Source organism: Dyadobacter ginsengisoli DSM 21015, assembly GCF_059568735.1.
In genome coordinates this window covers 301,610-322,053 of sequence record NZ_JCANTY010000007.1, presented here as the reverse complement: position 1 = coordinate 322,053, position 20,444 = coordinate 301,610, and the positions used below count along the sequence as shown (strand labels likewise).

The 20,444-nt window shown below is 47.2% G+C and carries 22 protein-coding genes; 17 read left to right on the top strand and 5 right to left on the bottom strand.

Going from position 1 to position 20,444, the window contains the following annotated elements; translation table 11 throughout:
• Nucleotides 1–192: 192 nt before the first annotated feature.
• Together BP71_RS26200 and BP71_RS26195 are read left to right on the top strand one after the other, a co-directional pair.
• On the top strand, nt 193–1,173 hold the full coding sequence (locus BP71_RS26200; protein ID WP_496384529.1) for a pyruvate dehydrogenase complex E1 component subunit beta: 981 nt from the start codon (nt 193–195) through the stop codon (nt 1,171–1,173).
• Nucleotides 1,174–1,367: 194 nt separating this feature from the next.
• Nucleotides 1,368–1,751: a TraR/DksA family transcriptional regulator gene (locus tag BP71_RS26195; protein ID WP_295925818.1), complete on the top strand. Its 384-nt coding sequence runs from the start codon at nt 1,368–1,370 to the stop codon at nt 1,749–1,751.
• Between the two features lie 77 nt (nt 1,752–1,828).
• On the opposite strand, the gene BP71_RS26190 is transcribed toward BP71_RS26195, so the two are convergent.
• Nucleotides 1,829–3,049 carry a metallophosphoesterase family protein gene (locus tag BP71_RS26190; protein ID WP_496384528.1) on the bottom strand — a complete coding sequence of 407 codons (1,221 nt, stop codon included), beginning with the start codon at nt 3,047–3,049 and terminating at the stop codon, nt 1,829–1,831.
• Nucleotides 3,050–3,093: 44 nt separating this feature from the next.
• Here BP71_RS26190 and BP71_RS26185 point away from each other — a divergent pair, with 44 nt between their 5' ends.
• Complete coding sequence (locus BP71_RS26185) at nt 3,094–3,927, top strand: polysaccharide deacetylase family protein (RefSeq protein ID WP_496384527.1); 834 nt, start codon at nt 3,094–3,096, stop codon at nt 3,925–3,927.
• On the opposite strand, the gene BP71_RS26180 is transcribed toward BP71_RS26185, so the two are convergent.
• The 4 genes from BP71_RS26180 to BP71_RS26165 all read right to left on the bottom strand — a co-directional run bounded on the left by BP71_RS26180 (nt 3,928) and on the right by BP71_RS26165 (nt 7,215).
• The gene (locus BP71_RS26180; RefSeq protein WP_496384526.1) at nt 3,928–5,046 is read right to left on the bottom strand and encodes an acyltransferase family protein; all 1,119 of its coding nucleotides are present in this window, start codon (nt 5,044–5,046) and stop codon (nt 3,928–3,930) included.
• An 11-nt stretch (nt 5,047–5,057) separates the two neighbouring features.
• A complete protein-coding gene (locus BP71_RS26175) occupies nt 5,058–5,579 on the bottom strand; it encodes a KdsC family phosphatase (RefSeq protein ID WP_496384525.1) in 522 nt (173 codons plus the stop codon).
• A 64-nt stretch (nt 5,580–5,643) separates the two neighbouring features.
• On the bottom strand, nt 5,644–6,447 hold the full coding sequence (locus BP71_RS26170; RefSeq protein ID WP_496384524.1) for a Rossmann-like and DUF2520 domain-containing protein: 804 nt from the start codon (nt 6,445–6,447) through the stop codon (nt 5,644–5,646).
• Nucleotides 6,448–6,501: 54 nt separating this feature from the next.
• Complete coding sequence (locus BP71_RS26165) at nt 6,502–7,215, bottom strand: 3-keto-disaccharide hydrolase (protein ID WP_496384523.1); 714 nt, start codon at nt 7,213–7,215, stop codon at nt 6,502–6,504.
• Nucleotides 7,216–7,299: 84 nt separating this feature from the next.
• On the opposite strand from BP71_RS26165, the gene BP71_RS26160 reads away from it, so the two are divergent.
• The 14 genes from BP71_RS26160 to ftsA all read left to right on the top strand — a co-directional run bounded on the left by BP71_RS26160 (nt 7,300) and on the right by ftsA (nt 20,420).
• Nucleotides 7,300–8,001 (top strand): hypothetical protein, encoded by a 702-nt coding sequence (locus BP71_RS26160; RefSeq protein ID WP_496384522.1) that lies wholly within the window; start codon nt 7,300–7,302, stop codon nt 7,999–8,001.
• Between the two features lie 124 nt (nt 8,002–8,125).
• Nucleotides 8,126–8,569, top strand: coding sequence for a 50S ribosomal protein L13 (gene rplM / locus BP71_RS26155; RefSeq protein ID WP_496384521.1), 444 nt, complete (start codon nt 8,126–8,128; stop codon nt 8,567–8,569).
• 3 nt (nt 8,570–8,572) lie between these two features.
• Nucleotides 8,573–8,959: a 30S ribosomal protein S9 gene (gene rpsI, locus BP71_RS26150; RefSeq protein WP_204658745.1), complete on the top strand. Its 387-nt coding sequence runs from the start codon at nt 8,573–8,575 to the stop codon at nt 8,957–8,959.
• 140 nt (nt 8,960–9,099) lie between these two features.
• On the top strand, nt 9,100–9,918 hold the full coding sequence (gene rpsB / locus BP71_RS26145; protein ID WP_496384520.1) for a 30S ribosomal protein S2: 819 nt from the start codon (nt 9,100–9,102) through the stop codon (nt 9,916–9,918).
• A gap of 182 nt (nt 9,919–10,100) precedes the next feature.
• Nucleotides 10,101–10,937 carry a translation elongation factor Ts gene (gene tsf, locus BP71_RS26140; RefSeq protein ID WP_496384519.1) on the top strand — a complete coding sequence of 279 codons (837 nt, stop codon included), beginning with the start codon at nt 10,101–10,103 and terminating at the stop codon, nt 10,935–10,937.
• A 136-nt stretch (nt 10,938–11,073) separates the two neighbouring features.
• Entirely contained in the window at nt 11,074–11,658 is a 585-nt protein-coding gene (locus BP71_RS26135) for an RNA polymerase sigma factor (protein WP_496384518.1), read from the top strand.
• A gap of 109 nt (nt 11,659–11,767) precedes the next feature.
• Nucleotides 11,768–12,700, top strand: a complete 933-nt coding sequence (locus BP71_RS26130; protein WP_496384517.1) for a DUF3078 domain-containing protein — start codon at nt 11,768–11,770, stop codon at nt 12,698–12,700.
• A 25-nt stretch (nt 12,701–12,725) separates the two neighbouring features.
• Nucleotides 12,726–13,055, top strand: a complete 330-nt coding sequence (gene mscL / locus BP71_RS26125) for a large-conductance mechanosensitive channel protein MscL (RefSeq protein WP_496384516.1) — start codon at nt 12,726–12,728, stop codon at nt 13,053–13,055.
• 152 nt (nt 13,056–13,207) lie between these two features.
• Nucleotides 13,208–14,551, top strand: coding sequence for a UDP-N-acetylmuramoyl-L-alanine--D-glutamate ligase (murD, locus tag BP71_RS26120; protein WP_496384515.1), 1,344 nt, complete (start codon nt 13,208–13,210; stop codon nt 14,549–14,551).
• Between the two features lie 28 nt (nt 14,552–14,579).
• On the top strand, nt 14,580–15,734 hold the full coding sequence (locus BP71_RS26115) for an FtsW/RodA/SpoVE family cell cycle protein (protein ID WP_496384514.1): 1,155 nt from the start codon (nt 14,580–14,582) through the stop codon (nt 15,732–15,734).
• Nucleotides 15,735–15,737: 3 nt separating this feature from the next.
• Complete coding sequence (gene murG, locus BP71_RS26110) at nt 15,738–16,835, top strand: undecaprenyldiphospho-muramoylpentapeptide beta-N-acetylglucosaminyltransferase (RefSeq protein WP_496384513.1); 1,098 nt, start codon at nt 15,738–15,740, stop codon at nt 16,833–16,835.
• Between the two features lie 17 nt (nt 16,836–16,852).
• Nucleotides 16,853–18,256, top strand: coding sequence for a UDP-N-acetylmuramate--L-alanine ligase (gene murC, locus BP71_RS26105; protein WP_496384804.1), 1,404 nt, complete (start codon nt 16,853–16,855; stop codon nt 18,254–18,256).
• 25 nt (nt 18,257–18,281) lie between these two features.
• Nucleotides 18,282–19,058 carry a cell division protein FtsQ/DivIB gene (locus tag BP71_RS26100; protein ID WP_496384512.1) on the top strand — a complete coding sequence of 259 codons (777 nt, stop codon included), beginning with the start codon at nt 18,282–18,284 and terminating at the stop codon, nt 19,056–19,058.
• Between the two features lie 15 nt (nt 19,059–19,073).
• On the top strand, nt 19,074–20,420 hold the full coding sequence (gene ftsA / locus BP71_RS26095) for a cell division protein FtsA (RefSeq protein ID WP_496384511.1): 1,347 nt from the start codon (nt 19,074–19,076) through the stop codon (nt 20,418–20,420).
• Nucleotides 20,421–20,444: the final 24 nt, after the last annotated feature.

Here is a 20,444-nt window from a genome sequence, read left to right as displayed (position 1 = left end):
ATTTGCGATGTTTTTTAACAGAATGGTTCTCTGAAAGAATTTGAGAATTGGCCGTGTTTCTCTAATTTTACCAGATCAATTTGAAATAAGTATACAAAACCTCTTTTAATGTAACCGCGCAGGTCGGGTCTGTTTCAGATGAAAGGATTTTGCGATGGTTTCTTCTAAGAATTAATAATTATCAGAATACGAATGAAAGAATTAGCATTCAGAGATGCCATTCGCGACGCTATGTCGGAAGAGATGCGCCTTGACAAGAGTATTTTTTTGATGGGGGAAGAGGTTGCGGAATACAACGGTGCTTATAAAGCGAGTCAGGGAATGTTGGACGAGTTCGGTCCCGACCGCGTCATCGATACACCTATCGCAGAACTTGGCTTTGCCGGGATTGCAGTAGGCGCAGCAGGAAATGGCCTCCGCCCGATCGTCGAGTTCATGACGTTCAATTTTTCGCTGGTAGCGATCGATCAGATCATCAACAGTGCAGCCAAAATTCTTTCGATGTCCGGTGGTCAGTACGGCTGCCCTATCGTATTCCGCGGACCCACCGGAAACGCGGGACAGCTGGGAGCACAGCACTCACAGAACTTTGAGAACTGGTTTGCCAATACGCCCGGTTTGAAAGTTGTCATTCCTTCTAATCCCTACGATGCAAAAGGTCTTCTGAAATCATCGATCCGCGACAATAACCCTGTGATTTTCATGGAGTCGGAAGTGATGTACGGGGACAAGATGCAAGTGCCGGAGGAAGAATACCTGATCCCTCTGGGTAAGGCCGATATCAAGCGCAAGGGTAAGGACGTTACGATTGTTTCTTTCGGTAAAATGATTCCGCGGGTGGTGATGCCGGCTGCATTGCAGCTTGAAAAAGAAGGTATCGATGTGGAGGTGATTGATTTGAGAACCGTGCGCCCGATCGACTATCCGGCCGTAATCGAATCTGTGAAAAAGACAAACCGTTGTGTGGTGGTAGAAGAAGCATGGCCACTGGCTTCTATTTCTTCGGAGATCGCTTATCACATTCAGCGCAATGCGTTTGACTACATGGATGCGCCGGTGATTCGCGTGACTTCCCGCGATGTGCCTCTGCCATACGCGCCGACACTGATCGAAGAGATCCTGCCGAGCGTCAAGCGAACTGTAGACGCCGTCAAATCGGTGCTTTATAAATAAGACTCAGAGATTTTTCAACAAAGCCATTACCGCCTCAGGTTTTGGCTTTGTTCCGTTATACTCCCTGGTATCAGTGTTAGTAAGTTTCTCATTTGAAAGTGGTTATTAATTAAATACTATTCCGAAATAGGCAGAATACTAGTACTTTTGTGCTCGAAACGCTCCTTGATGTAGACTAACAAATCAATTCAGATATGCAAGAAGAACGAACAAGATATTCAGAGGAAGAACTTAGGGAGTTTGAAGAGCTGATTCGCGGCAAACTGGAAGCGACCCGGAGTGAGCTGGATTACATCAAAACAGGGTTGAGTAAAAAAAATGACAGCGGCACGGATATCACATCCGGTGCGGCCAAGTTGGTGGAAGATGGGGCGGATGCCAGTGAGCGGGAAAACTTGAGCCAATTGGCAGCGCGTCTCCAGAAATATTCGGTGCAGCTTGAAAATGCATTGATCCGCATTAAGAATGGTACTTACGGCGTCTGTATCGATACAGGCAAACTGATCCCGAAAGAGCGCCTGCGCATTGTTCCGCATACACAACAGACGATCGAGGCGAAGCTTAGAAGAGCGAGCTGACATTCCAAAAGCAAATAAAGCGCAGGACAGGCTATTCCATAAGGGGTAGCCTGTTTTGTTTACGCGCCCGCTGCCCGCTACTCCCCTTCCTGGCCCAAAACTTCGCGAAAAATTTCCATCAGTCCTTCGGACGGTTCCTGGCCTTTGTTTTTGGATTTGAAATACTCCTGAAACAACTTCTCTATGCTAAGCGAAAGGTTCACTTCGGATGAAGTATCGGCAACTTCGCTCTTTTTAATCTGCGGGATGATCTGGATTATACCAGAATGCGCCTCCATTAGCCGCTTTTTATCCGAGGCTTCGAGGTAGTTATCGGAAATAATGGTGAGTTCAATCAAATCTTCCTGATGTTCTGCAAGCCATTCGATCGCCTCGTCGATGCTATGGAATGGCTTACGACGGAGTTTTTTGCCTTTCAAGAGCTCGATTGGCTTGTAACCAACGAGTTTACCGGCTTCGGCTTCGATCAGAACAACATATTTCGTTTGGTTGGCTTCCGAAAAGCTGTAAGCCAACGGACTGCTGGAATACACGGATGGCGCCGGAAGCTTATCCACCTGATGGAAACGGTGTAAATGGCCTAATGCAATGTAATGGACCTGCTGCGGGAAGTTTTCAGTGTAAATAGCTTGCGCACCGCCAATATGGAGGATCGGGCGTTCATCGTCCGGCTCTTCCGGCATGGGACCGCCTTTTTGCATGACAAATAAATGCGTTGCGAGCAGATTGAAGCCACGGTCGTCGAGGTATTGGTCAGCGAGTTGCTGCCAATGCTGTTGCAAATGAATGCGTAATGCCTCCTCCGACTCTTCCACGCCCAGGAATGTCTTCAGGCGTTGTTCGTTCGCGTAAGGCGTGTGGAGGACGCGCAGGGGAAAATTGCAGTTCGGTAAATTGATTTCCAGGAATCCGGGAGCGGTGCGTATGACATCGACCTTTCCCTGCGTGCAGAACGGTTTTACTTCAGTATTCGGGAAACCGACGAAGAGAATGCCGCAAACTTTAGCTAATGCATCCGGTACCTGAATTCGCTCCGGAGAGTCGTGGTTGCCGGCAATAGCGATCACCGCGCGTGTGCCATTGGCGGAAAGGCGGTGTAATGTGCTGTACAGGAGTTCGGTCGCCTCAGAAGATGGGTTGAAGTTATCAAACAGATCCCCGGCAATGACGATAGCGTCCACGTGCTCCCGCTCCGCGATTTCGCAGATCTCTTCCAGTACAAGGCGTTGTTCGTCGAGGCGGGAGAAGTTATCGAGCTTTTTGCCAATATGCCAGTCGGCGGTGTGCAGTATTTTCATCGGTGTGGTTAATTTAGCGAAAATAACATATCATCTCCGAAGTTTTGAAATACCTCGCGACCCGTTTGAGATTCCAATCCGGCATTTTTGTAATGCTCCTGGCCGTGATCGCCACAGGTCTGCCGGGCTGCGGGCCGCAATCCGGCAAACCGGGAGCAGGCGGCATTGCGCTTTCGTTTGATGATCATTTTATCAAAGAATGGTACGAGCTCAGGCCCCTATTTCAGAAATACAATGCGAAAGCGACATTCTTCATCACTTGTCCGGATAGTTTGAATGCAGAAGAGGTTGCGATGCTGAAACAGTTGGAAAAGGAAGGGCACGAGATCGGCTTTCATGGAACTGTTCATGCTAAATCCACTGAATTAATGGCTGCCGGCGGACCGAAAGGATACATTGAAACCGAACTTGAACCGGGAATGCGGCATATGGCAGCGGCGGGATTTAAACCTACTTCCTATGCGCACCCGGGAGGAAATCACAACGACCGCGTCGATTCCGTGTTGCTGGCGAAAGGGTTTACGATTTTGCGCGATGTGGCTATCGCGAGAAGGAAATTCAAGAATGTTCAGCTATATGCCTTGCCGCCGCGATGGATGAGCTGGATTTATTATCCATTCCAAAGGGAGCAAAAAGTGGATGCATTGATGATCGATTACGACGAGGTGACGGAGGAGGAGATTGCTGAGGCTATTCGGGAAGCTCGTGAAAGTGGCACTGCGCTGATGGTTTTTGGGCATGCGCCCCTTTACCAAAAAGATGCAATTAGAAAAGGAGAATACGGGTTTGACGTGGCATTCCTGGCGAGTATCTTAGCCGAGGCCCGCAGGCAGAAATTAAAATTCTACCGGATGTCCGAACTGCCTAAGGTAAAATAGCTAGCGGCCGAACTTCCGGTCCTTATATGCAAGCAGTGGTTTTTCAATATAGTTGTAAGAAAAAGTAGCCACTGCCATCGAGCCTATAAAACTCAGCACATAAAGAACAACCTGATAAACAGGTCCTTCCCAATTTGGAGCATACATGGCCAGAAGATTGACAATCACTACAATCACCGCCACATGGTACAGGTAAAGCCCGTAGGAAATCTTGCCCAGATGGTCCATTACCGGATTGCCCAGTTTAACAATTGTATCGGGATTGCAAGAGACATTCAGTACAAAGAATGCGAAGAACAATGCATATACCTCCAGAAACCCAAAGAAATGCACACCTGAAAAGAACAATGCGATCAGGATCGTGTAGGCGATAATTTGAATGTCTTTCCTGAAAACGAAGTTCAGGATCTGTGTTTTGTCCTTGTAAACCAGCCACGCGCAAAAACCTCCTAATGCCATCGTCTGAATACGGAACTGCCCCAGGAAAGTGGTAATCATCGATTCGCGCGTTTCTACCGACGGATCAACCATTTCAAGTCCCAGGTAGAGGAGCCCCGCCGTTAGTAAAAGGAAGAATATCACGATCGGAATGCGTTTTTTGGGATATTTGATCAGCCAGGGCCAGAGGTAGTAAAACTGCTCTTCTACGCCGATAGACCACGTTTGTGCACACCAATACGGCAGGTCATAGAGGACAAATGCGTAGTTGGGCAAGATCAACAGCAGCAATGTAAGCCGTTCTGGGAGGTCAACCGTCAGTTTTTCTTCAATCCCCGGATAATCGAAAACAGGGATATGTGGGAAAACGAAGAAGGATAATCCGATGATCAGAAAGTAGATCGGCCAAATGCGGAACACACGCCGCAGGTAGAACTTTTTGGCATCGACATCGCCGAACCGGCCTCGTTCTTCAAGCAGCAAATAGGTGATGAGAAACCCGCTCAATACAAAAAACAGCCCCACGCCAAGCCTGCCTGCGTGCTGGATAATGGGCATATCATACACATTGGCGATGCCCAGGGCATGCTTGGCCTGTTCGAGGTGATGAAATACCACCAGCGATGCTGCAATGGCACGGATACCGTTCAGATTTGGGAAATAGCGCTTTTTCTTGTCCACCACCAAGTTTTTTATTCAAACCAGGCCATCCATTTCCCTTGCACTTTCATCACCTGCTCGATCAGGTCGCGAACGGCGCCACGGCCTCCGTTTTTTGGGGAGATGTAGTCGGCTATGGCCAGAATTTCGTCGGCGGAGTCGGCAGGGCAGGCACCCATGATATTCGTACGCATGACCTCGTAATCGGGAAGGTCGTCACCCATGAATACGATTTCTTCTTCGGAAAGGCCGGTTTCGGCCAGGTACTTTTTGAAAACAGGCAACTTGCCATCTGGCGAGGTTCCTATGAAGATATCAGTGACTCCGAGGTATTCGAGTCGTTTCCTTACGCCCACCTGGCTTTGCGCAGAGATAATGGCGACGCGGTAGCCCATTTTGATCGCACGGTTGATGCCATAGCCATCCCGTACATTGAATATGCGGGGTTGCTCGCCTGTTTCGAGGGCGATGACGCTGCCGTCGGTCATAACGCCGTCGATGTCAAAAATAAAGGTGGTAATGCGGTTGAAACGTTCCGTTAGAGTCGAATTCATGAATAGCCGAATTGTGAATCCTGCAAATATAGCCTAACTTTTTTCGGGACGGTACGGCTTCTTATTATTTTGAAATATAGAGATTGCGGATCTTGTCGGTCAGCAGGCGATATATTTCGGTATAGTCCTCGTTCGTTTCCTGAAGGTATTCCAGGTGGCGTGCGGTGGTTTTCCAATCGCCGCGCCGTGCCGGGCCGGTCTGCCCGATCGACGGATCATCGGAAAGCATGGCTTTGTAAATAGTCGTTTGAATGAGCGGCTTCAGGAGATCGAAGTTGAGTTGTTCGCGTTCCACCAGATCGTGGGCGATGGTGAGCATGTAATTGGTAAAATTGCTCGCGAAAACGGCGGCTACATGGAGGATAAAACGTTCATCGGAATCCATCCGCGTCACATTGTCACTGATGCTGGAAGCCAGTTGCATGAGTTTTGCCTCGATCAGCTCGTTCCTCGACTCGATACAGAATGGAAGCTCTTTATAGTCCATTTCAACATCTTTCGTGAATGTCTGCAAGGGATAAAACACGCCCGTGTGAACATATACGTCGCTGTAAATTTCGACAAGCTTCTGAAATTCAGCGAGCGAGCGGGTACCTGATGTGTGTACCAGTATGACACCCTCAGGGAGTACGACTCTCTCGATTATGCTTTCGATAGCATCGTCGGTGACGGCGATAACGATTACTTCGGCCTCGCTTTCGGCAAAATTGAGGTCAGGCTGGATATTGGTGTCATAGAGGGAGGAAGCCAGCTGACGTGCTTTTTGTGTGTCACGGCTGTATACTTCGCAAATCCAGTGACCGGCGTCTTCAAACGCCTGTGCAAGATGCCAGGCCACATTTCCAGAGCCAATGAAAGAGATTTTCATGCCGAACAGATTGAAATCATTACCAAGATATTGGTAGAAAGGCAACTTCCCAAATCAATGCACTATTGGCGCTACCTGCTCCGGCGTGGTGATACCAGAGGGCAGCTCCATAATGCGCATGTTCCGGAAATGAATTTCAGCACCCTCGGCTTCGAGACAGATGTATCCTTTCTTTCGTTCCGAGGCCCGCAACCCATTGACGAACTTACCGTTCACGGACAGTTTTACAGTGCCGTCGACTGCGACAACCACATACTTGTTCCATTCGCCTTTTCCTTTGCAGCGCTTTTCGAGCGATTTGCTGCGAATGCCGCGCGGATTATCGGGAATGGCCGTCATACCCATGGTCGGGAAGAGTTCGCCGTGGACGTAGTCATCTGTTGCGTTGTGTTGCGGGGCATAGTCCAGTTCGAGCATTTGCACTTCTATTGCTTTGGTTAAAGGATCATGTTCCTGCGGAGTTCCCTCGCTCCAAATAAACACGCCTGAGTTGCCGCCAGCCTCCATGTGTTTCCATTCGACTTCGAGGACAAAGTTCTCATACTGCCGGTCGGAGCGCATCACGCCAATCGGCTTTCCAGAGCAGATGAGTGTGCCGTTTTTAACCTTCCAGGTTTCTTTGGAAGTGTTCACGTCCACCCAGCCGTCGAGATTTTTACCATTGAACAATGGAACGAAGGATAAATGATCGGTGCCTTGAGCTAATGCCTGGCCGCTGGTGAGGATGATCAGGAACAATATTACACGTTCCGGAAGTTGCTTGGACAATTTCTTGAGGGGATCAGCTATTATTGTAAAAAATAGAAGGTTCATAGAACTGTTAAATAAATCCATGGTCCAAATGATTCAGTCATGAGAATTTTAAAAGTACTGGTTGTCATTTTATTACTGAAAACCACTTTTGCACACGCACAGCAAATTTCCCCGATCAGCGCCGGCTTTGATGTCGGATCCGGTTTCGGGAGGAGCTCCTGGGCTCCCTCTATTGCCTACCATGAAGAGGTAGGTTCGCAGCAATTTCCATGGCTGAGGCTCGGATTGGGTTTTCGCGCGTGGGGGTATTATGCTGGGAGGAAAAACCTTGAAAGCAAACGTGTTGCGGGCGTTAAGGATATACTGGAATACAGGAACATATCCGTCAACGGTCTGAGTTTTATGGCAGGTTTGAATCTGACATTCTGGAAATTTGACATTGGAGTCAATACAGACCTGATCGGCCTGACCTACGGAACCAAACGCCATGGTTTCTACGAAAAAAACACGCAGACACCGGGAACCGGAGCGCCGCATTACAACCAGTGGCTGTCCACCAAGCCTACGGTATTTAATGCACTGCCGCTCGCGTTTCACAAGAATACCGGACAATCGGAAGCTTATGTCCGCTTTCGGGCTTCGAGGGAGCTGGGTGTCAAGGTGGGGTACCTCTACGGAAGAACTACTTACACAACCCGCAGTGTGGACGGTTTGAATGTTTACCTCGATAACAACCAGCGACATGTGACTACTGTTTACGGATTGCCGTACGTTGCATTGGCCTTCGCAATCGGGGAATGACAATGAATTTCATAAACATACTTGTAATTCAATTTGTTAAACTCTATATTTGCACTCCCATTTTGCGATGGACTGTCTTGTTACAGTGTAAATTATTGAAAATCAATTTAATTTTTTGTTAATCGTGGATACGTTAAGCTACAAAACCATCTCGGCGAACAAAAACACAGTAAACAAGGAGTGGGTTGTTGTGGATGCTGAAAATGCAATTCTTGGTCGTCTGGCCAGTGAGGTTGCAAAGATTATCAGAGGCAAACACAAGGCAAGCTACACTCCTCATGTGGATTGTGGAGATAACGTAATTGTTATCAACGCCGATAAGATCAAGTTGACAGGTAAGAAGATGTCGGACAAGGTTTATGTTCGTCACACAGGTTACCCGGGAGGTCAACGTTTTCAAACTCCTCGTGAGTTGCTCGAAAAACACCCTGAGCGTGTGATCGAGAAAGCCGTAAAAGGTATGCTTCCAAAAAACCGTTTGGGACGTCGTTTATTTACAAATCTGTTTGTTTACGCTGCTGCCGAACATCCGCACAGCGCTCAGCAACCAAAGCAAATCCAGTTGTAATTCATGGAAGTGATCAACACAATAGGTAGAAGAAAAACAGCCGTGGCCCGTATTTATATGGTTCCCGGTAAAGGAGATATCAAAGTAAACGGCCGCGATTACAAAGAGTATTTTCCATTTGAAGTACACCAGATCGTTCTTCAGCAGCCTTTCGCTACGATCAGCGGAGGAAATGGTTATGACATCAAAGTAAACGTAAGAGGCGGTGGAATTTCAGGTCAGGCGGAAGCAATCCGTATGGCTGTTTCACGTGCACTGGTTGAATACAATGCTGAGTTCCGCGGACCATTGAAGAAAGAAGGATTCCTTACCCGCGACCCACGTATGGTTGAGCGTAAGAAATACGGACGTGCTAAGGCTCGCAGAAGATTCCAGTTCTCGAAACGTTAACAGTTCAAAGTTCATGAGTCAGGAGTTAGTCTACTTTTTACTCATAAACTTTAGACTCCCAAAGTCCAGACGTCGCTTATCGTGCCCGATGCTTCGTGCTGCGTAACAAGTCTAAAAAATATTTTTAATCAAATTTGGCAATGGCACAAATAGAATATAAAGAACTATTGGATGCAGGTGTCCACTTTGGTCACCTTACCCGCAAGTGGGATCCACGGATGGCTCCATATATCTTCATGGAGAAGAACGGGATCCACATCATTGACCTGAACAAAACTTTGAGCTGCATCAACGAAGCGGAAGCTGCGCTGAAACAGATCGTTCGTTCAGGACGTAAGATCATGTTTGTTGCTACTAAAAAACAAGCTCAGGAAATCGTAACAGAAGAGGCAAAACGCCTTAAAATGCCTTACGTTACTGACCGCTGGTTGGGTGGTATGCTGACAAACTTTGGCACAATTCGCAAGTCTTTGAAGAAAATGCAGACTCTGGAGAAGATGCTGAAAGACGAAGCCACGGTTAACAATATCGCGAAGAGAGAACGCCTGATGCTTACCCGTGAAAAGGATAAACTGGAAAGAGTACTAGGTGGTGTAGCAGACCTTACTCGCCTTCCGGCAGCCCTTTTCATCGTTGATGTAAAACGCGAGCACATTGCGGTTGCAGAAGCAAAAAGATTGAACATCCCTATTTTTGCGATCTGCGATACCAACTCTAACCCTGAATTGGTTGACTTCCCTATCCCAAGTAATGACGATGCTTACAAAGCGATTTCGTTGATTACCCTGGCAATCGGAAAGGCTATCGAGGAAGGTTTGATGGAACGCAAACAAGATAAAGACGATCAGCGCCTGGTGGAAGAGGAAGAAGCGAAACGTTTGGCTGACAAAGGTGAAGAGGCAGCTCCTCGCGCCGAAGTAGCCGCGGAAGCGGAGGTTGCTGAAAGTGACGAAGAGTAATAAGGGCAATATGGTTTAGTTTCGCAACTTGCCATAGCTGAATAATAGAGTAGCCCATAGCCTCTTGCTATGGGCTACATTTTTTTAAAATTCATTGAGATTGCATTCTTTAACCATTTCATAATCCCCGGTTAAAGGATCATTCGGCGCAAAACATTAATACATAATATTTTATCAAGATCATGGCAATTACCGCACAAGATGTAAACAAACTCCGCCAGATGACCGGCGCGGGCATGATGGATTGTAAAAAAGCCCTGCAGGAAGCGGATGGCGATTTCGACAAAGCCGTTGATATTCTCCGTAAACAAGGACAAAAAGTAGCTGCTAAGCGTGCTGACAATGCTGTATCAGAAGGAACTGTTCTGATCAATATCAGCGCAGACGGTACTAACGGTAAATTGGTAGCGCTTGCTTGCGAAACCGAGCCTGTTTCCAATGTAGAAGACTTCAAAAACCTTGCGCAGGCTATCCTTGACAAAGCGGTAGCGGATAACATCGCGGACAAAGACGCCCTTTTGGCTGCAACTTTGGCAGATGGCCGTCCGGTAAGCGAGAATATCGTTGACCTGGTTGGTAAACTGGGTGAAAAACTTGAAATCGTTTCTTACGAGAATATTACAGCGGATCAGGTTGTACCTTACATCCACTCAAACGGTAAATTGGGTGTGTTGGTAGCGTTCGCAGGCGTAAACGGTTCGGATGTTACTGAACTGGGCAAAGACGTAGCGATGCAGATCGCTGCGATGAAGCCGATAGCACTCGATAAGGACGGAGTGGATTCAGCAACTGTTGAGCGTGAGATCGAAGTTGGAAAAGAGCAGGCAAGAGCGGAAGGCAAACCAGAAGCGATGCTTGAGAAAATTGCGCAGGGCAAGCTTCAGAAGTTCTACAAAGACAGTACTTTGCTGAACCAGGAATTCGTGAAGGATTCTTCATTGACTATCCGTCAGCTGCTTGAAAAAACTGCGAAAGGATTGACTGTATCGTCATTCAAACGTGTATCGATCGGCGGATAAGCCCGTTCATTCACAAAATATATTGACAACGCCTGGTATCTAATTTGTATACCAGGCGTTGTTTTTTCATATTTACAGAACTTTAAATGCAATTTAATTTCAGACACACGCTATCGGCGGCATTTCATCAGGCAGAATGGTTGAAATACGAACCAACAATTGCTCAGAACAGTATTCGACAGACGAAGAACTAGTTCGGCTTTTTATCGAATCAAAGGACAATCGTCACTTTCAGAAGCTTTATGAAAGGTATGCCCTGAAGGTGTATCAAAAATGTCTTTCCCTCACCAGGGACGCTACCCGTGCAGAAGACATCACCCATGATGTTTTTCTGAAACTCATCTCCAAGATGAACACGTTTAAAAAGGGTGCCAAATTCTCCACCTGGCTATTTTCCATCACGCACAATCATTGCATGGATCTCGTGCGTATCAGCAAGAGAAAGATTGTAATCGTTTACGAGGGAGGTGTCGATCTGAAAGACGAAATGAATCTTCATGCCGCTCTGGATGAAGAAATTGACCTCAAAAACTTTAAGGCTGCATTAGATAAATTAACCGTCGAAGAGAAGGCTATGATTTATCTGAAATATCTCGATGATCGCAGTATTCGTGACATTGCTCGCTTGTTCCAAACAACTGAAAGTTCCGTGAAAATGCGCTTGATGAGATCTCGTCAAAAGTTGCGTAAAAAATATCTTGAAGCTTTCCGAAATGGTTAAAAATTTTTTAAAAGGTTTGGAAATTGTTTTACTTTAACCGCTATCTCCTCAATCTAAGATCTTATCATGATGGAAACTTAAATAATCTGATCCACTAAATACATTGAAAATGAGCGTAAAACTTCACAACGTATCCTTAATTGCTTTTACTTTACTCGCACTACTGACCATCCCGGCTTATTCTCAAAACAAAGTCGACCTTTCCAATTCAATTAACGCCGCACGCCTCAAATCGGCTAACGACACTGCCTGGCATAAAATTGAATTTGGGGCTAATCTTAACCAGGGATCTTTCAGTTCGAACTGGACAGGCGGAGGTGTTAACTCCGTCGCATTGGGAGTTTTCCTGAATGCTTTGAGCGAGAAAAAGGTTGGAAAAAACTCCTGGCGCAATGACTTTCAGGGGCAGTATGGTATCGTAAGGAACAAAGGTCAGCAGAGCCGCAAAAATGTGGATCGGATCTTCTTCGATACAAAGTATAACCGGGAGCTTAGTCCCAAATGGAGCCTCTTTGCAAATCTTAACTTCCTTTCGCAGTTCGGATCGGGCTATGAGTATTCTTCGAACCCGGATTCTATGAATGTCAAGAAAAAAGTTTCAGGTATTTTGTCGCCGGCTTACGTTACAGAGGCGATTGGTATCGAATACCGTCCTGTTCCTTACTTTTTCATTGACCTGGCGCCTGGGGCATTGCGGCAAACCATTGTTGTCGACAAAGATCTGTATGTGAACACACCCGACCAGAAAAACTATGGCGTGCCTATTGGTAAACGGGTGCGTACGGAAGCAGCGCTGATTCAGCTGGTGGCCAATTTCGATAAGGACATTGCGAAAGACGTGAACCTGAAATTCAGATATCTGATGTTTTCGAGCTTCAAACACCCCTTGAATATAGATAACCGCCTGGACGCCCAGCTGACAGCAAAAATCAATAAGTATGTCAACGTCAACCTGGGAGCCATTGTGGTTTATGACGAAGACCAGAGCAACAAGATTCAGTTTGCCCAGGCCCTCAGTATAGGATTTTTATTTGCTTTTTAATCCGTTCAACTAACCTCAACTTGTTATGCTCAAGGAATTCAAAACGTTTATTGCGCAGGGGAACGTACTGGACCTCGCTGTCGGTGTGGTCATTGGTGCTGCATTTGGAAAAATTACGACCTCGCTGGTGGAAGATATTATTAACCCGATTCTAGGCTTGCTCATTGGTGGAGTGGACTTTACACAACTTAAGATAGTGCTTAAAGAAGCTGTCGGCGAAACGCCGGAAGTAGCTATCAAGTATGGCAATTTCATTCAGACATTGATCCAGTTCCTGCTGATCGCATGGGTGATCTTCCTGATCGTTAAAGTGGCAAACCGGTTGAGGCTGTCGGAGTCGATTAAGAAAGAGTAGAACTAGTTCCCCGATATTGAAATAGCAAAAAGAGGCATTTTTCCCGTGCCTCTTTTTTTATACATGTATTGGGAGAGCATTAAAAAAAGTTTTCATCAAAAGATTTACCTTCGTGGTCATTGCGGGCTGTTCAACGTTTAAATCTATTTCTTGTGCAAAAAAAGGTAACTATTCTGGGTGGCGGAGAAAGCGGTGTGGGAGCCGCCATTCTCGCAAAATCCAAGGGGTTTCAAGTTTTCTTATCGGATAAGGGCCTATTGCATCAGAAGTACAGCGACATTCTGAACAATGAAGGTATTCCCTTCGAACAGGGGCAACATTCGGAAGAGAAGATCCTGGAAAGTCACCTGGTCGTGAAAAGCCCCGGAATCCCGGACAAAACTCCTCTGATCGTCGCATTAAAAGAAAAAGGAGTGCCGGTCATTTCGGAAATCGAGTTCGCTTCGCGGTATACCAACGCAAAACTGATTGCAATCACGGGAAGCAACGGCAAAACGACTACGACGCTTCTTACGTATCATCTGCTTAAAAATGCCGGGCTGAACGTAGGTTTGGCGGGTAATATCGGTGACAGCTTTGCATGGCAGGTTGCCAAAAAGCAGTTCGATTACTATGTGCTGGAGATAAGCAGTTTTCAGCTAGACAATATTGTTGATTTCCATCCCTATATTTCACTTCTGCTCAACATTACGCCGGACCATCTGGACCGCTATGGATACGATTTTCAGAACTATGTTGATTCCAAATTCAATATCATCCGGAACCAGCAAGCCGGCGACTATCTGATTTACTACAAAGAAAGTGAAGTGATCAGCAGAGAACTCGGCAAGAGAACCCCGGGCGTTACACGGGTGGAAGTTTCGCTTGAAAACGAGCTAACGTTCGGATCCTATCTGGAAAACGGCAAACTGGTCTCGCACATCAATGGAAGGGATTTTGAAGAGGACTTTGGCGGATTACCGATCAAAGGGCCGCATAATGCGATCAATGCCATGGCTGCGATCTCCGTGGCCCAGCTGTTGGGCATCAGCGCAGAAAAGATCAGCGAAGGCCTCAGGTCTTTCAGCAATGCCCCGCACAGGCTTGAACAGGTAGAGGTGATTGAAGGCGTTACCTATGTCAACGATTCAAAAGCAACCAATGTAGATTCCGTCTTCTACGCGCTGGGCAGTTTCGATCAGCCCGTGATACTGATCGCCGGCGGTGTCGATAAAGGCAACGACTATTCCCAAATAGAAGACCTGGTACGGAAGAAAGTGAAGGGGCTGATCGTTCTTGGAAAAAGCTACGAGAAACTTCAGGACTATTTTTCCGGCAAGGTTCCGCAGATTTATACTACCCAGGACGTTCAGGATGCCGTCAACAAGGGACGGGAATGGGGCGTGCCGGGAGATGTCGTTTTGTTATCACCCGCATGTGCGAGTTTTGATCTTTTTCAGAACTACGAAGACCGGGGAGATCAATTTAAAGCTGCTGTCAGAAATCTCATCCAATAAGTAATCCAATCATTAGCCGGTAAACGATATGGATTTCCTCCAAAAGACAAGGGAAGATACCCAGGCATGGTTCAGCAAAAACCTGAAAGGCGATCCCTGGATATGGGGCATATGCATCATCATGCTATTATGGAGTATAGTAGTGGTGTATAGTGCCAGCGTGAAGGACGCCTACAGCCAGATGGACGGGAACACGGAGTACTATCTTTACAAACATGCATTGTTGTGTATACTGTCGTTGATGGTCATGTATTTTGTCCATCGTGTTCCGTATATCAAGTTTGTATACGTAACGAGACTGGCCGTGTGGAGTTCTATCCTGCTGTTGATTTTTACCATGTTTTTCGGAACATCTGTGAACGATGCGGCCCGCTGGATCGAAATTCCTGTGATCGGGCAGCGCTTCCAGCCCTCGGAATGGGCGAAGGTCGCACTGGTTGCCCACTTGTCGCTGATCCTGGCAAGGCATATCAAAGGCGGCTGGAACACCCGCGAGTTGTTTATGGAGCCACTGGCATTGGTGGGAGTGGTTTGCGGGTTAATTTTTGTCAGCAATGTCTCCACGGCGGTAATGCTCGCGGGAATATGCTTTTTATTAATGTTCGTAGGTAAAGTTCCATTACACTATCTGGCATTTACAGCATTAGGACTTGTTTTCTTCGCAACCATCGCCATTTTACTTAATTCGACGCAACGATCGGGAACTGCGCAAAGCAGGATTTCCACCTTCTTTGATAAGGATGTGGTTGTTTACCAGTCGCAGCAATCGTACATGGCCATGGCGCGTGGCGGGCTTTATGGAGAAGGTGTTTCCAAAAGCCGGCAACGACGTTTTTTGCCGGAGCCGCAGAAAGACTTCATTTTCGCCGTGGCAGTGGAAGAATATGGTACGTTGGGTGGAACCGCGCTGATCGTTCTCTATCTTATACTTTTGTACCGGGGTCTGAAAGCCATTGAGGCGACCAAGAGACCTTTTGGCGGATTGCTTTCGGCGGGGCTTACTTTCATAGTGGTAAGCCAGGCGTTTTCGGCTATGGCGGTTACCGTGGGCTTGGTTCCTGTGACCGGGCAGACGCTGCCATTTTTCAGTCAGGGAGGAACATCCCTGCTATTTACCGGGATCGCAATGGGGATGATTCTCAGCGTCAGCCGGGGTGAAATTGTGGAGGAAAAGCGTATCTAAATCATGGCAAAACGAATTATCATCAGCGGCGGCGGCACCGGCGGCCATATTTATCCGGCGATTGCCATTGCCAACGCGTTACAGCATCGCGAGCCAGATATCCAAATCCTTTTTGTGGGGGCGTTGGGCAAAATGGAGATGGAGAAGGTGCCCAGGGCAGGCTACGAAATCGTGGGACTGCCTATCGCGGGAATCAAGAGGAGTCTTTCCATTGAAAATCTTGCACTTCCTTTCAAGATGTTAAAAAGCCTTTTAAAGGCCAGGAAGGTCATCAACGACTTCAAACCCGATGTAGCTGTGGGTGTGGGAGGTTTTGCCAGCGGGCCGCTGCTTATGATGGCGTCAATGGCGGGCATCCCGACGTTGATCCAGGAGCAAAACTCCTATGCAGGCATTACCAACAAGTTTCTTGCCAAAAGGGCAACCAGAATATGTGTGGCCTACCCCGGTATGGAGGTTTTTTTCCCAAAAGAAAAGATAACACTGCTGGGGAACCCAGTACGAAGCGATATTACTTATGTGCATCTGAAACGAAGCGCTGCTCTTGAGCATTTCGGACTAAGCGATGCGCCAAAGACTTTGTTTGTGATGGGAGGTAGCCTGGGAGCGAGGTCTATCAATGAAAGCATTGGCGCAGGCCTCAACAAATTGGTCGAGGCAGGATATCAGGTGCTTTGGCAAACCGGGAAAAACGATATCGATAAGGCAACCGCGCTGATCGATGAGCTTGGTACGGACAAAGTGAGAGCATTTGATTTTATCTACACGATGGATCTTGCGTACGCAGTCGCGGATGTGGTGGTATCACGCGCTGGCGCGTTGTCTGTTTCCGAGCTTTGCCTTGCCGGGAAGCCGGCTATTCTCGTCCCGTTTCCTTATGCTTCGGAGGACCATCAGACCAAAAACGCCATGAACCTGGTCGAAAGCAATGCAGCGATTATTGTGAAAGATTCGGAAGCACGTGAGAAACTGGTGGATTGTGCACTGGATTTGCTTGAAATGGCGCCAAGACAAAAAGAATTGCAAACCAATATCCATAAGCTGGCCCGGCCCACAGCCGCAGATGATATTGCCGCGGAAGTTTTGAAATTGATTAAATAACCTGAGAATTGAATATGATGTCATCGTCTGTGACAAACTGGAAATATATCTACTTTGTAGGAATCGGCGGAATCGGAATGAGCGCACTGGCCCGGTGGTTCAAAGCCAATGGCTTTGAGGTGGCCGGATATGACAAGACTATGACCACACTTGTCGAAAAACTTATAGAAGAAGGTATTCCTGTAACCCTTGAAGATGAAGTTGCGTCCATCCCTGCGCCCTTTATTGCGGACCCTCAGCAGACACTCGTAATTTATACACCTGCGGTTCCGGTGCAGCATAAGCAGATGAATTATTTCCGGGATCAAAATTTTCTGATCCTGAAACGTTCGCAGGTGCTGGGCATTCTGACCAAAAACCTGAGGACGATCGGAGTGGCCGGAACGCATGGAAAAACCACAACATCTTCGCTTGTTGCACACATTCTCCGTCATGCGCATGTGAACAGTACTGCGTTCCTGGGGGGGATTACACAGAACTATGGTACCAACCTGTTGCTGAATGAACCTACCGACAAGCTGGAAGAAGTATTTTGCGTAGTGGAGGCCGATGAGTTTGACCGGTCTTTTCTGACGCTGTTCCCTGAAATTGCCATTGTTACCTCAACGGACGCTGATCACCTGGACATTTACGGCAAGCACGAAGCCGTGCTCGAATCATTCAGGGATTATGTAAGTCAAATCGATGAAAATGGAGCGTTGTTTATGAGAGAAGGGCTCGAATTGGCTTCCAGTACCAAGGCGAAGGTCTTTACTTACGGTTTGAATGACGGGCTTTACCATTCGGCCAATATCCGCATTGAAAATGCACGCTTTGTTTTTGACCTGATCTACCCGGGTGGAATGATCGAGGGCATTGCTATGAAGATCCCCGGCTACCACAACATCGAAAATTCAATTGCAGCCAGTGCAGTCGCATTGTATATCGGTGTCGCTCCGGGGGAAATCAAAGAGGCTTTGGAAAGCTACGGTGGTGTGAAACGGCGTTTCGAATACCAGGTGGAGGAGGAAGGGAATGTGTATATCGACGACTACGCGCACCATCCTGCCGAAATTGAGGCTTTCCTGTCGTCGGTCAGAGGACTTTACCCCGGCAGGCACATTACAGCGATTTTCCAGCCTCACCTTTTTACACGTACACGTGATTTTGCAGATGGTTTTGCTGAAAGTTTGTCGCTCGCCGACCGGCTATTATTACTGGATATTTATCCTGCGAGGGAACTCCCGATCGAAGGTGTTACCTCCTCGATGGTATTGAAAAATGTATCCGCCGCAGATAAACAACTTGTTGCAAAAGAAGAAGTTTTGCAGGTTTTGAAAGAATTAAATACGGATATTGTGGTTACAATCGGGGCGGGAGATATCGATACTTTGGTGGCTCCTATCCGTAATTTGCTGCAAAATCCAGTTGCGAATAATTAGTCGAAGCATTTTTAATATTACTAAGATGTTACGTAAATTTGACTATTCATGGCTTTTGTTGAAACGTAGTTTGTGGCTGATTTTGCCCGTTGCAGGTATTGCTATGGCGGAAAGCAAACTGGGTCAACAGCGTTGTACAAATCTCGTAATATCGATTCAGGGCGATTCAGGGACACGTTTTCTGAATCAAATGGACGTACAAATGCTGCTGACGGAGAATGGCGGCGATCCGCTGATCGGGAGCAGGCTGAAAGATGTGCCCCTAAACGATCTGGAAAATCGGGTCAGACGGAATAAACTTATCAAGAAATGTCAGGTTTTTCGTGACCTTAGAGGTAATATAGTAGTAGAAGTGGAGCAGGAAAAGCCGTTGGCGCGCTGGATCAATACTTCGGATAATGGGGAAATGCGGAATACATCGGGATACTATATCAACCATGAGGGCGTTTTTTTTCCTCTATCAGAAAGTTATTCAGCAAGAACGTTACTGGTTTCCGGGCCGTATTTCAACGAACCCAAAAAGCTGAGGTCCGAAAAGGGCGCTCAGGTTTTGGAGTTACTACGGTTTTTGAACACGGATCCGTTCTGGAAAGCACAAGTAACGCAACTGAATGCGGACAAGGACGGGGAAATATATCTGATGACATTACTGGGCGACCAGCGGATCGAATTGGGGAGGGCAGAGGATTTTCAGGCCAAGTTCAAGAAGCTGCATACCTTTTACAGCAAGGTATTGAGCAATGACTGGGGCAGATATAAAAGAATTAGTGTTAAGTTTCAAGATCAAATAGTTTGTGAATAATAATTCACCATCAGCATGGCACACGATAAGATTGTAGTTGGGGTAGATATTGGCAGTACAAAAATTGCGGTGATCGCTGCGCAAGGTGCAGGGAACCGTAAGAACAATATCGAGATTTTGGGCTTCAGTGAAGTCCCTGTGCCGGCAGGAGCAGTAGTGAATGGCTCGGTGGAAAATATAAAGCAGGTAGGCAGCGCTATTAAGGAAGCACTTGCCGAAGCGTCGTCACGCTCTGATCTCGATATTGGAGTTGTCAATGTAAGCTTTGGCGGAACGCATGTAAAAGTCAGCGCACAGAGCGACGGGGTGATCAGACCCTCGGCATCATCGGGAGAAGAAGTAACCCAGCGGGATGTAGACCAGCTGGTGGATGATATGTACCGTGCCAAGATCGAGCCGAATTTCGATGTGCTGCACGTGCTGCCCATGGATTTCATAGTGGATAATTCAACAGGCGTGCGGGAACCCGTGGGCCGGACAGGGATTAAGCTGGGAGGGAATTTTCTGGTGATATCGGCTAATAACCAATCGATCCTTCGTACCAAGAAAAGCCTTGCGGATGCGGATCAGGCCCTTAAATGCGATAAGCTCGTTTTAGGTTCACTGGCGACAAGCCTTGCCGTGCTTACCGACAATGAAATAAAGGCTGGAATCGCGATGGTAGATATCGGGGACCATACAACCGACCTGATCATCTATCATGATCGCATCATACGTCATATTGCATCGTTCCCGATAGGTGGGCGGCACATCACGGGTGATTTGGCTATCGGATGTGGAATTCAGTTCGAAAATGCCGAACAGCTCAAAAAAGAACATGGTGTAGCCGTGTCGGCGGATATTCCGCTGAATGTCGAAATCCTGATTAACTTCCTCGCAGGCAGAGCGCCAAAACAAGTGCTTAAGAAGAATGTTGCCTTGATTATCGAAGAACGTTTGAAGGAAATCGCTGCAATGGTGTGCGCGGAGATTATGAAGTCAGGCTATCTCGATAAACTGATCGGTGGAATTGTACTCACAGGTGGGTCTGCGAATATTGATGAAATCGAAGTGCTTTTTGAAAAGGTTACCGGCATGTCGGTACGTGTGGGCTATCCCGAGAATCTGGAACGGACCGCGAAAGCCGACGCAGTAAGCAATTCATCGTTCAGCACAGCGATAGGTTTGGCGTGGGTAGGATTAAAATCGATTGATCCGCGCGTGAAGTCTGTCTGCAAGCCGGCAACAGCATTTAACACGGGCAATGTCGCCCAGAAAGAACCGGTTAAAGAGACAAAGGAGCAACCGAAGCGAAATGGAACGTTTTGGGATAATATTAACAGCATTATTGGTAAAAAGGACGATAGTCTCGGAGACTATTAACCCGAAATCACACGAACTCAACCC

Excerpts from the sequence above, each read along its gene's own strand:
- BP71_RS26170 (WP_496384524.1), bottom strand. The coding sequence starts at position 6,447 with ATGAAAATCTCTTTCATTGGCTCTGGAAATGTGGCCTGGCATCTTGCA.
- BP71_RS26115 (WP_496384514.1), top strand. The coding sequence starts at position 14,580 with ATGGATTTCCTCCAAAAGACAAGGGAAGATACCCAGGCATGGTTCAGC.
- mscL (WP_496384516.1), top strand. The coding sequence starts at position 12,726 with ATGCTCAAGGAATTCAAAACGTTTATTGCGCAGGGGAACGTACTGGAC.
- BP71_RS26130 (WP_496384517.1), top strand. The coding sequence starts at position 11,768 with ATGAGCGTAAAACTTCACAACGTATCCTTAATTGCTTTTACTTTACTC.
- rpsB (WP_496384520.1), top strand. The coding sequence starts at position 9,100 with ATGGCACAAATAGAATATAAAGAACTATTGGATGCAGGTGTCCACTTT.
- murG (WP_496384513.1), top strand. The coding sequence starts at position 15,738 with ATGGCAAAACGAATTATCATCAGCGGCGGCGGCACCGGCGGCCATATT.
- BP71_RS26100 (WP_496384512.1), top strand. The coding sequence starts at position 18,282 with ATGTTACGTAAATTTGACTATTCATGGCTTTTGTTGAAACGTAGTTTG.
- BP71_RS26135 (WP_496384518.1), top strand. The coding sequence starts at position 11,074 with ATGGTTGAAATACGAACCAACAATTGCTCAGAACAGTATTCGACAGAC.
- ftsA (WP_496384511.1), top strand. The coding sequence starts at position 19,074 with ATGGCACACGATAAGATTGTAGTTGGGGTAGATATTGGCAGTACAAAA.
- BP71_RS26160 (WP_496384522.1), top strand. The coding sequence starts at position 7,300 with ATGAGAATTTTAAAAGTACTGGTTGTCATTTTATTACTGAAAACCACT.
- murC (WP_496384804.1), top strand. The coding sequence starts at position 16,853 with ATGTCATCGTCTGTGACAAACTGGAAATATATCTACTTTGTAGGAATC.
- BP71_RS26200 (WP_496384529.1), top strand. The coding sequence starts at position 193 with ATGAAAGAATTAGCATTCAGAGATGCCATTCGCGACGCTATGTCGGAA.
- tsf (WP_496384519.1), top strand. The coding sequence starts at position 10,101 with ATGGCAATTACCGCACAAGATGTAAACAAACTCCGCCAGATGACCGGC.
- BP71_RS26175 (WP_496384525.1), bottom strand. The coding sequence starts at position 5,579 with ATGAATTCGACTCTAACGGAACGTTTCAACCGCATTACCACCTTTATT.
- BP71_RS26195 (WP_295925818.1), top strand. The coding sequence starts at position 1,368 with ATGCAAGAAGAACGAACAAGATATTCAGAGGAAGAACTTAGGGAGTTT.
- rpsI (WP_204658745.1), top strand. The coding sequence starts at position 8,573 with ATGGAAGTGATCAACACAATAGGTAGAAGAAAAACAGCCGTGGCCCGT.
- BP71_RS26190 (WP_496384528.1), bottom strand. The coding sequence starts at position 3,049 with ATGAAAATACTGCACACCGCCGACTGGCATATTGGCAAAAAGCTCGAT.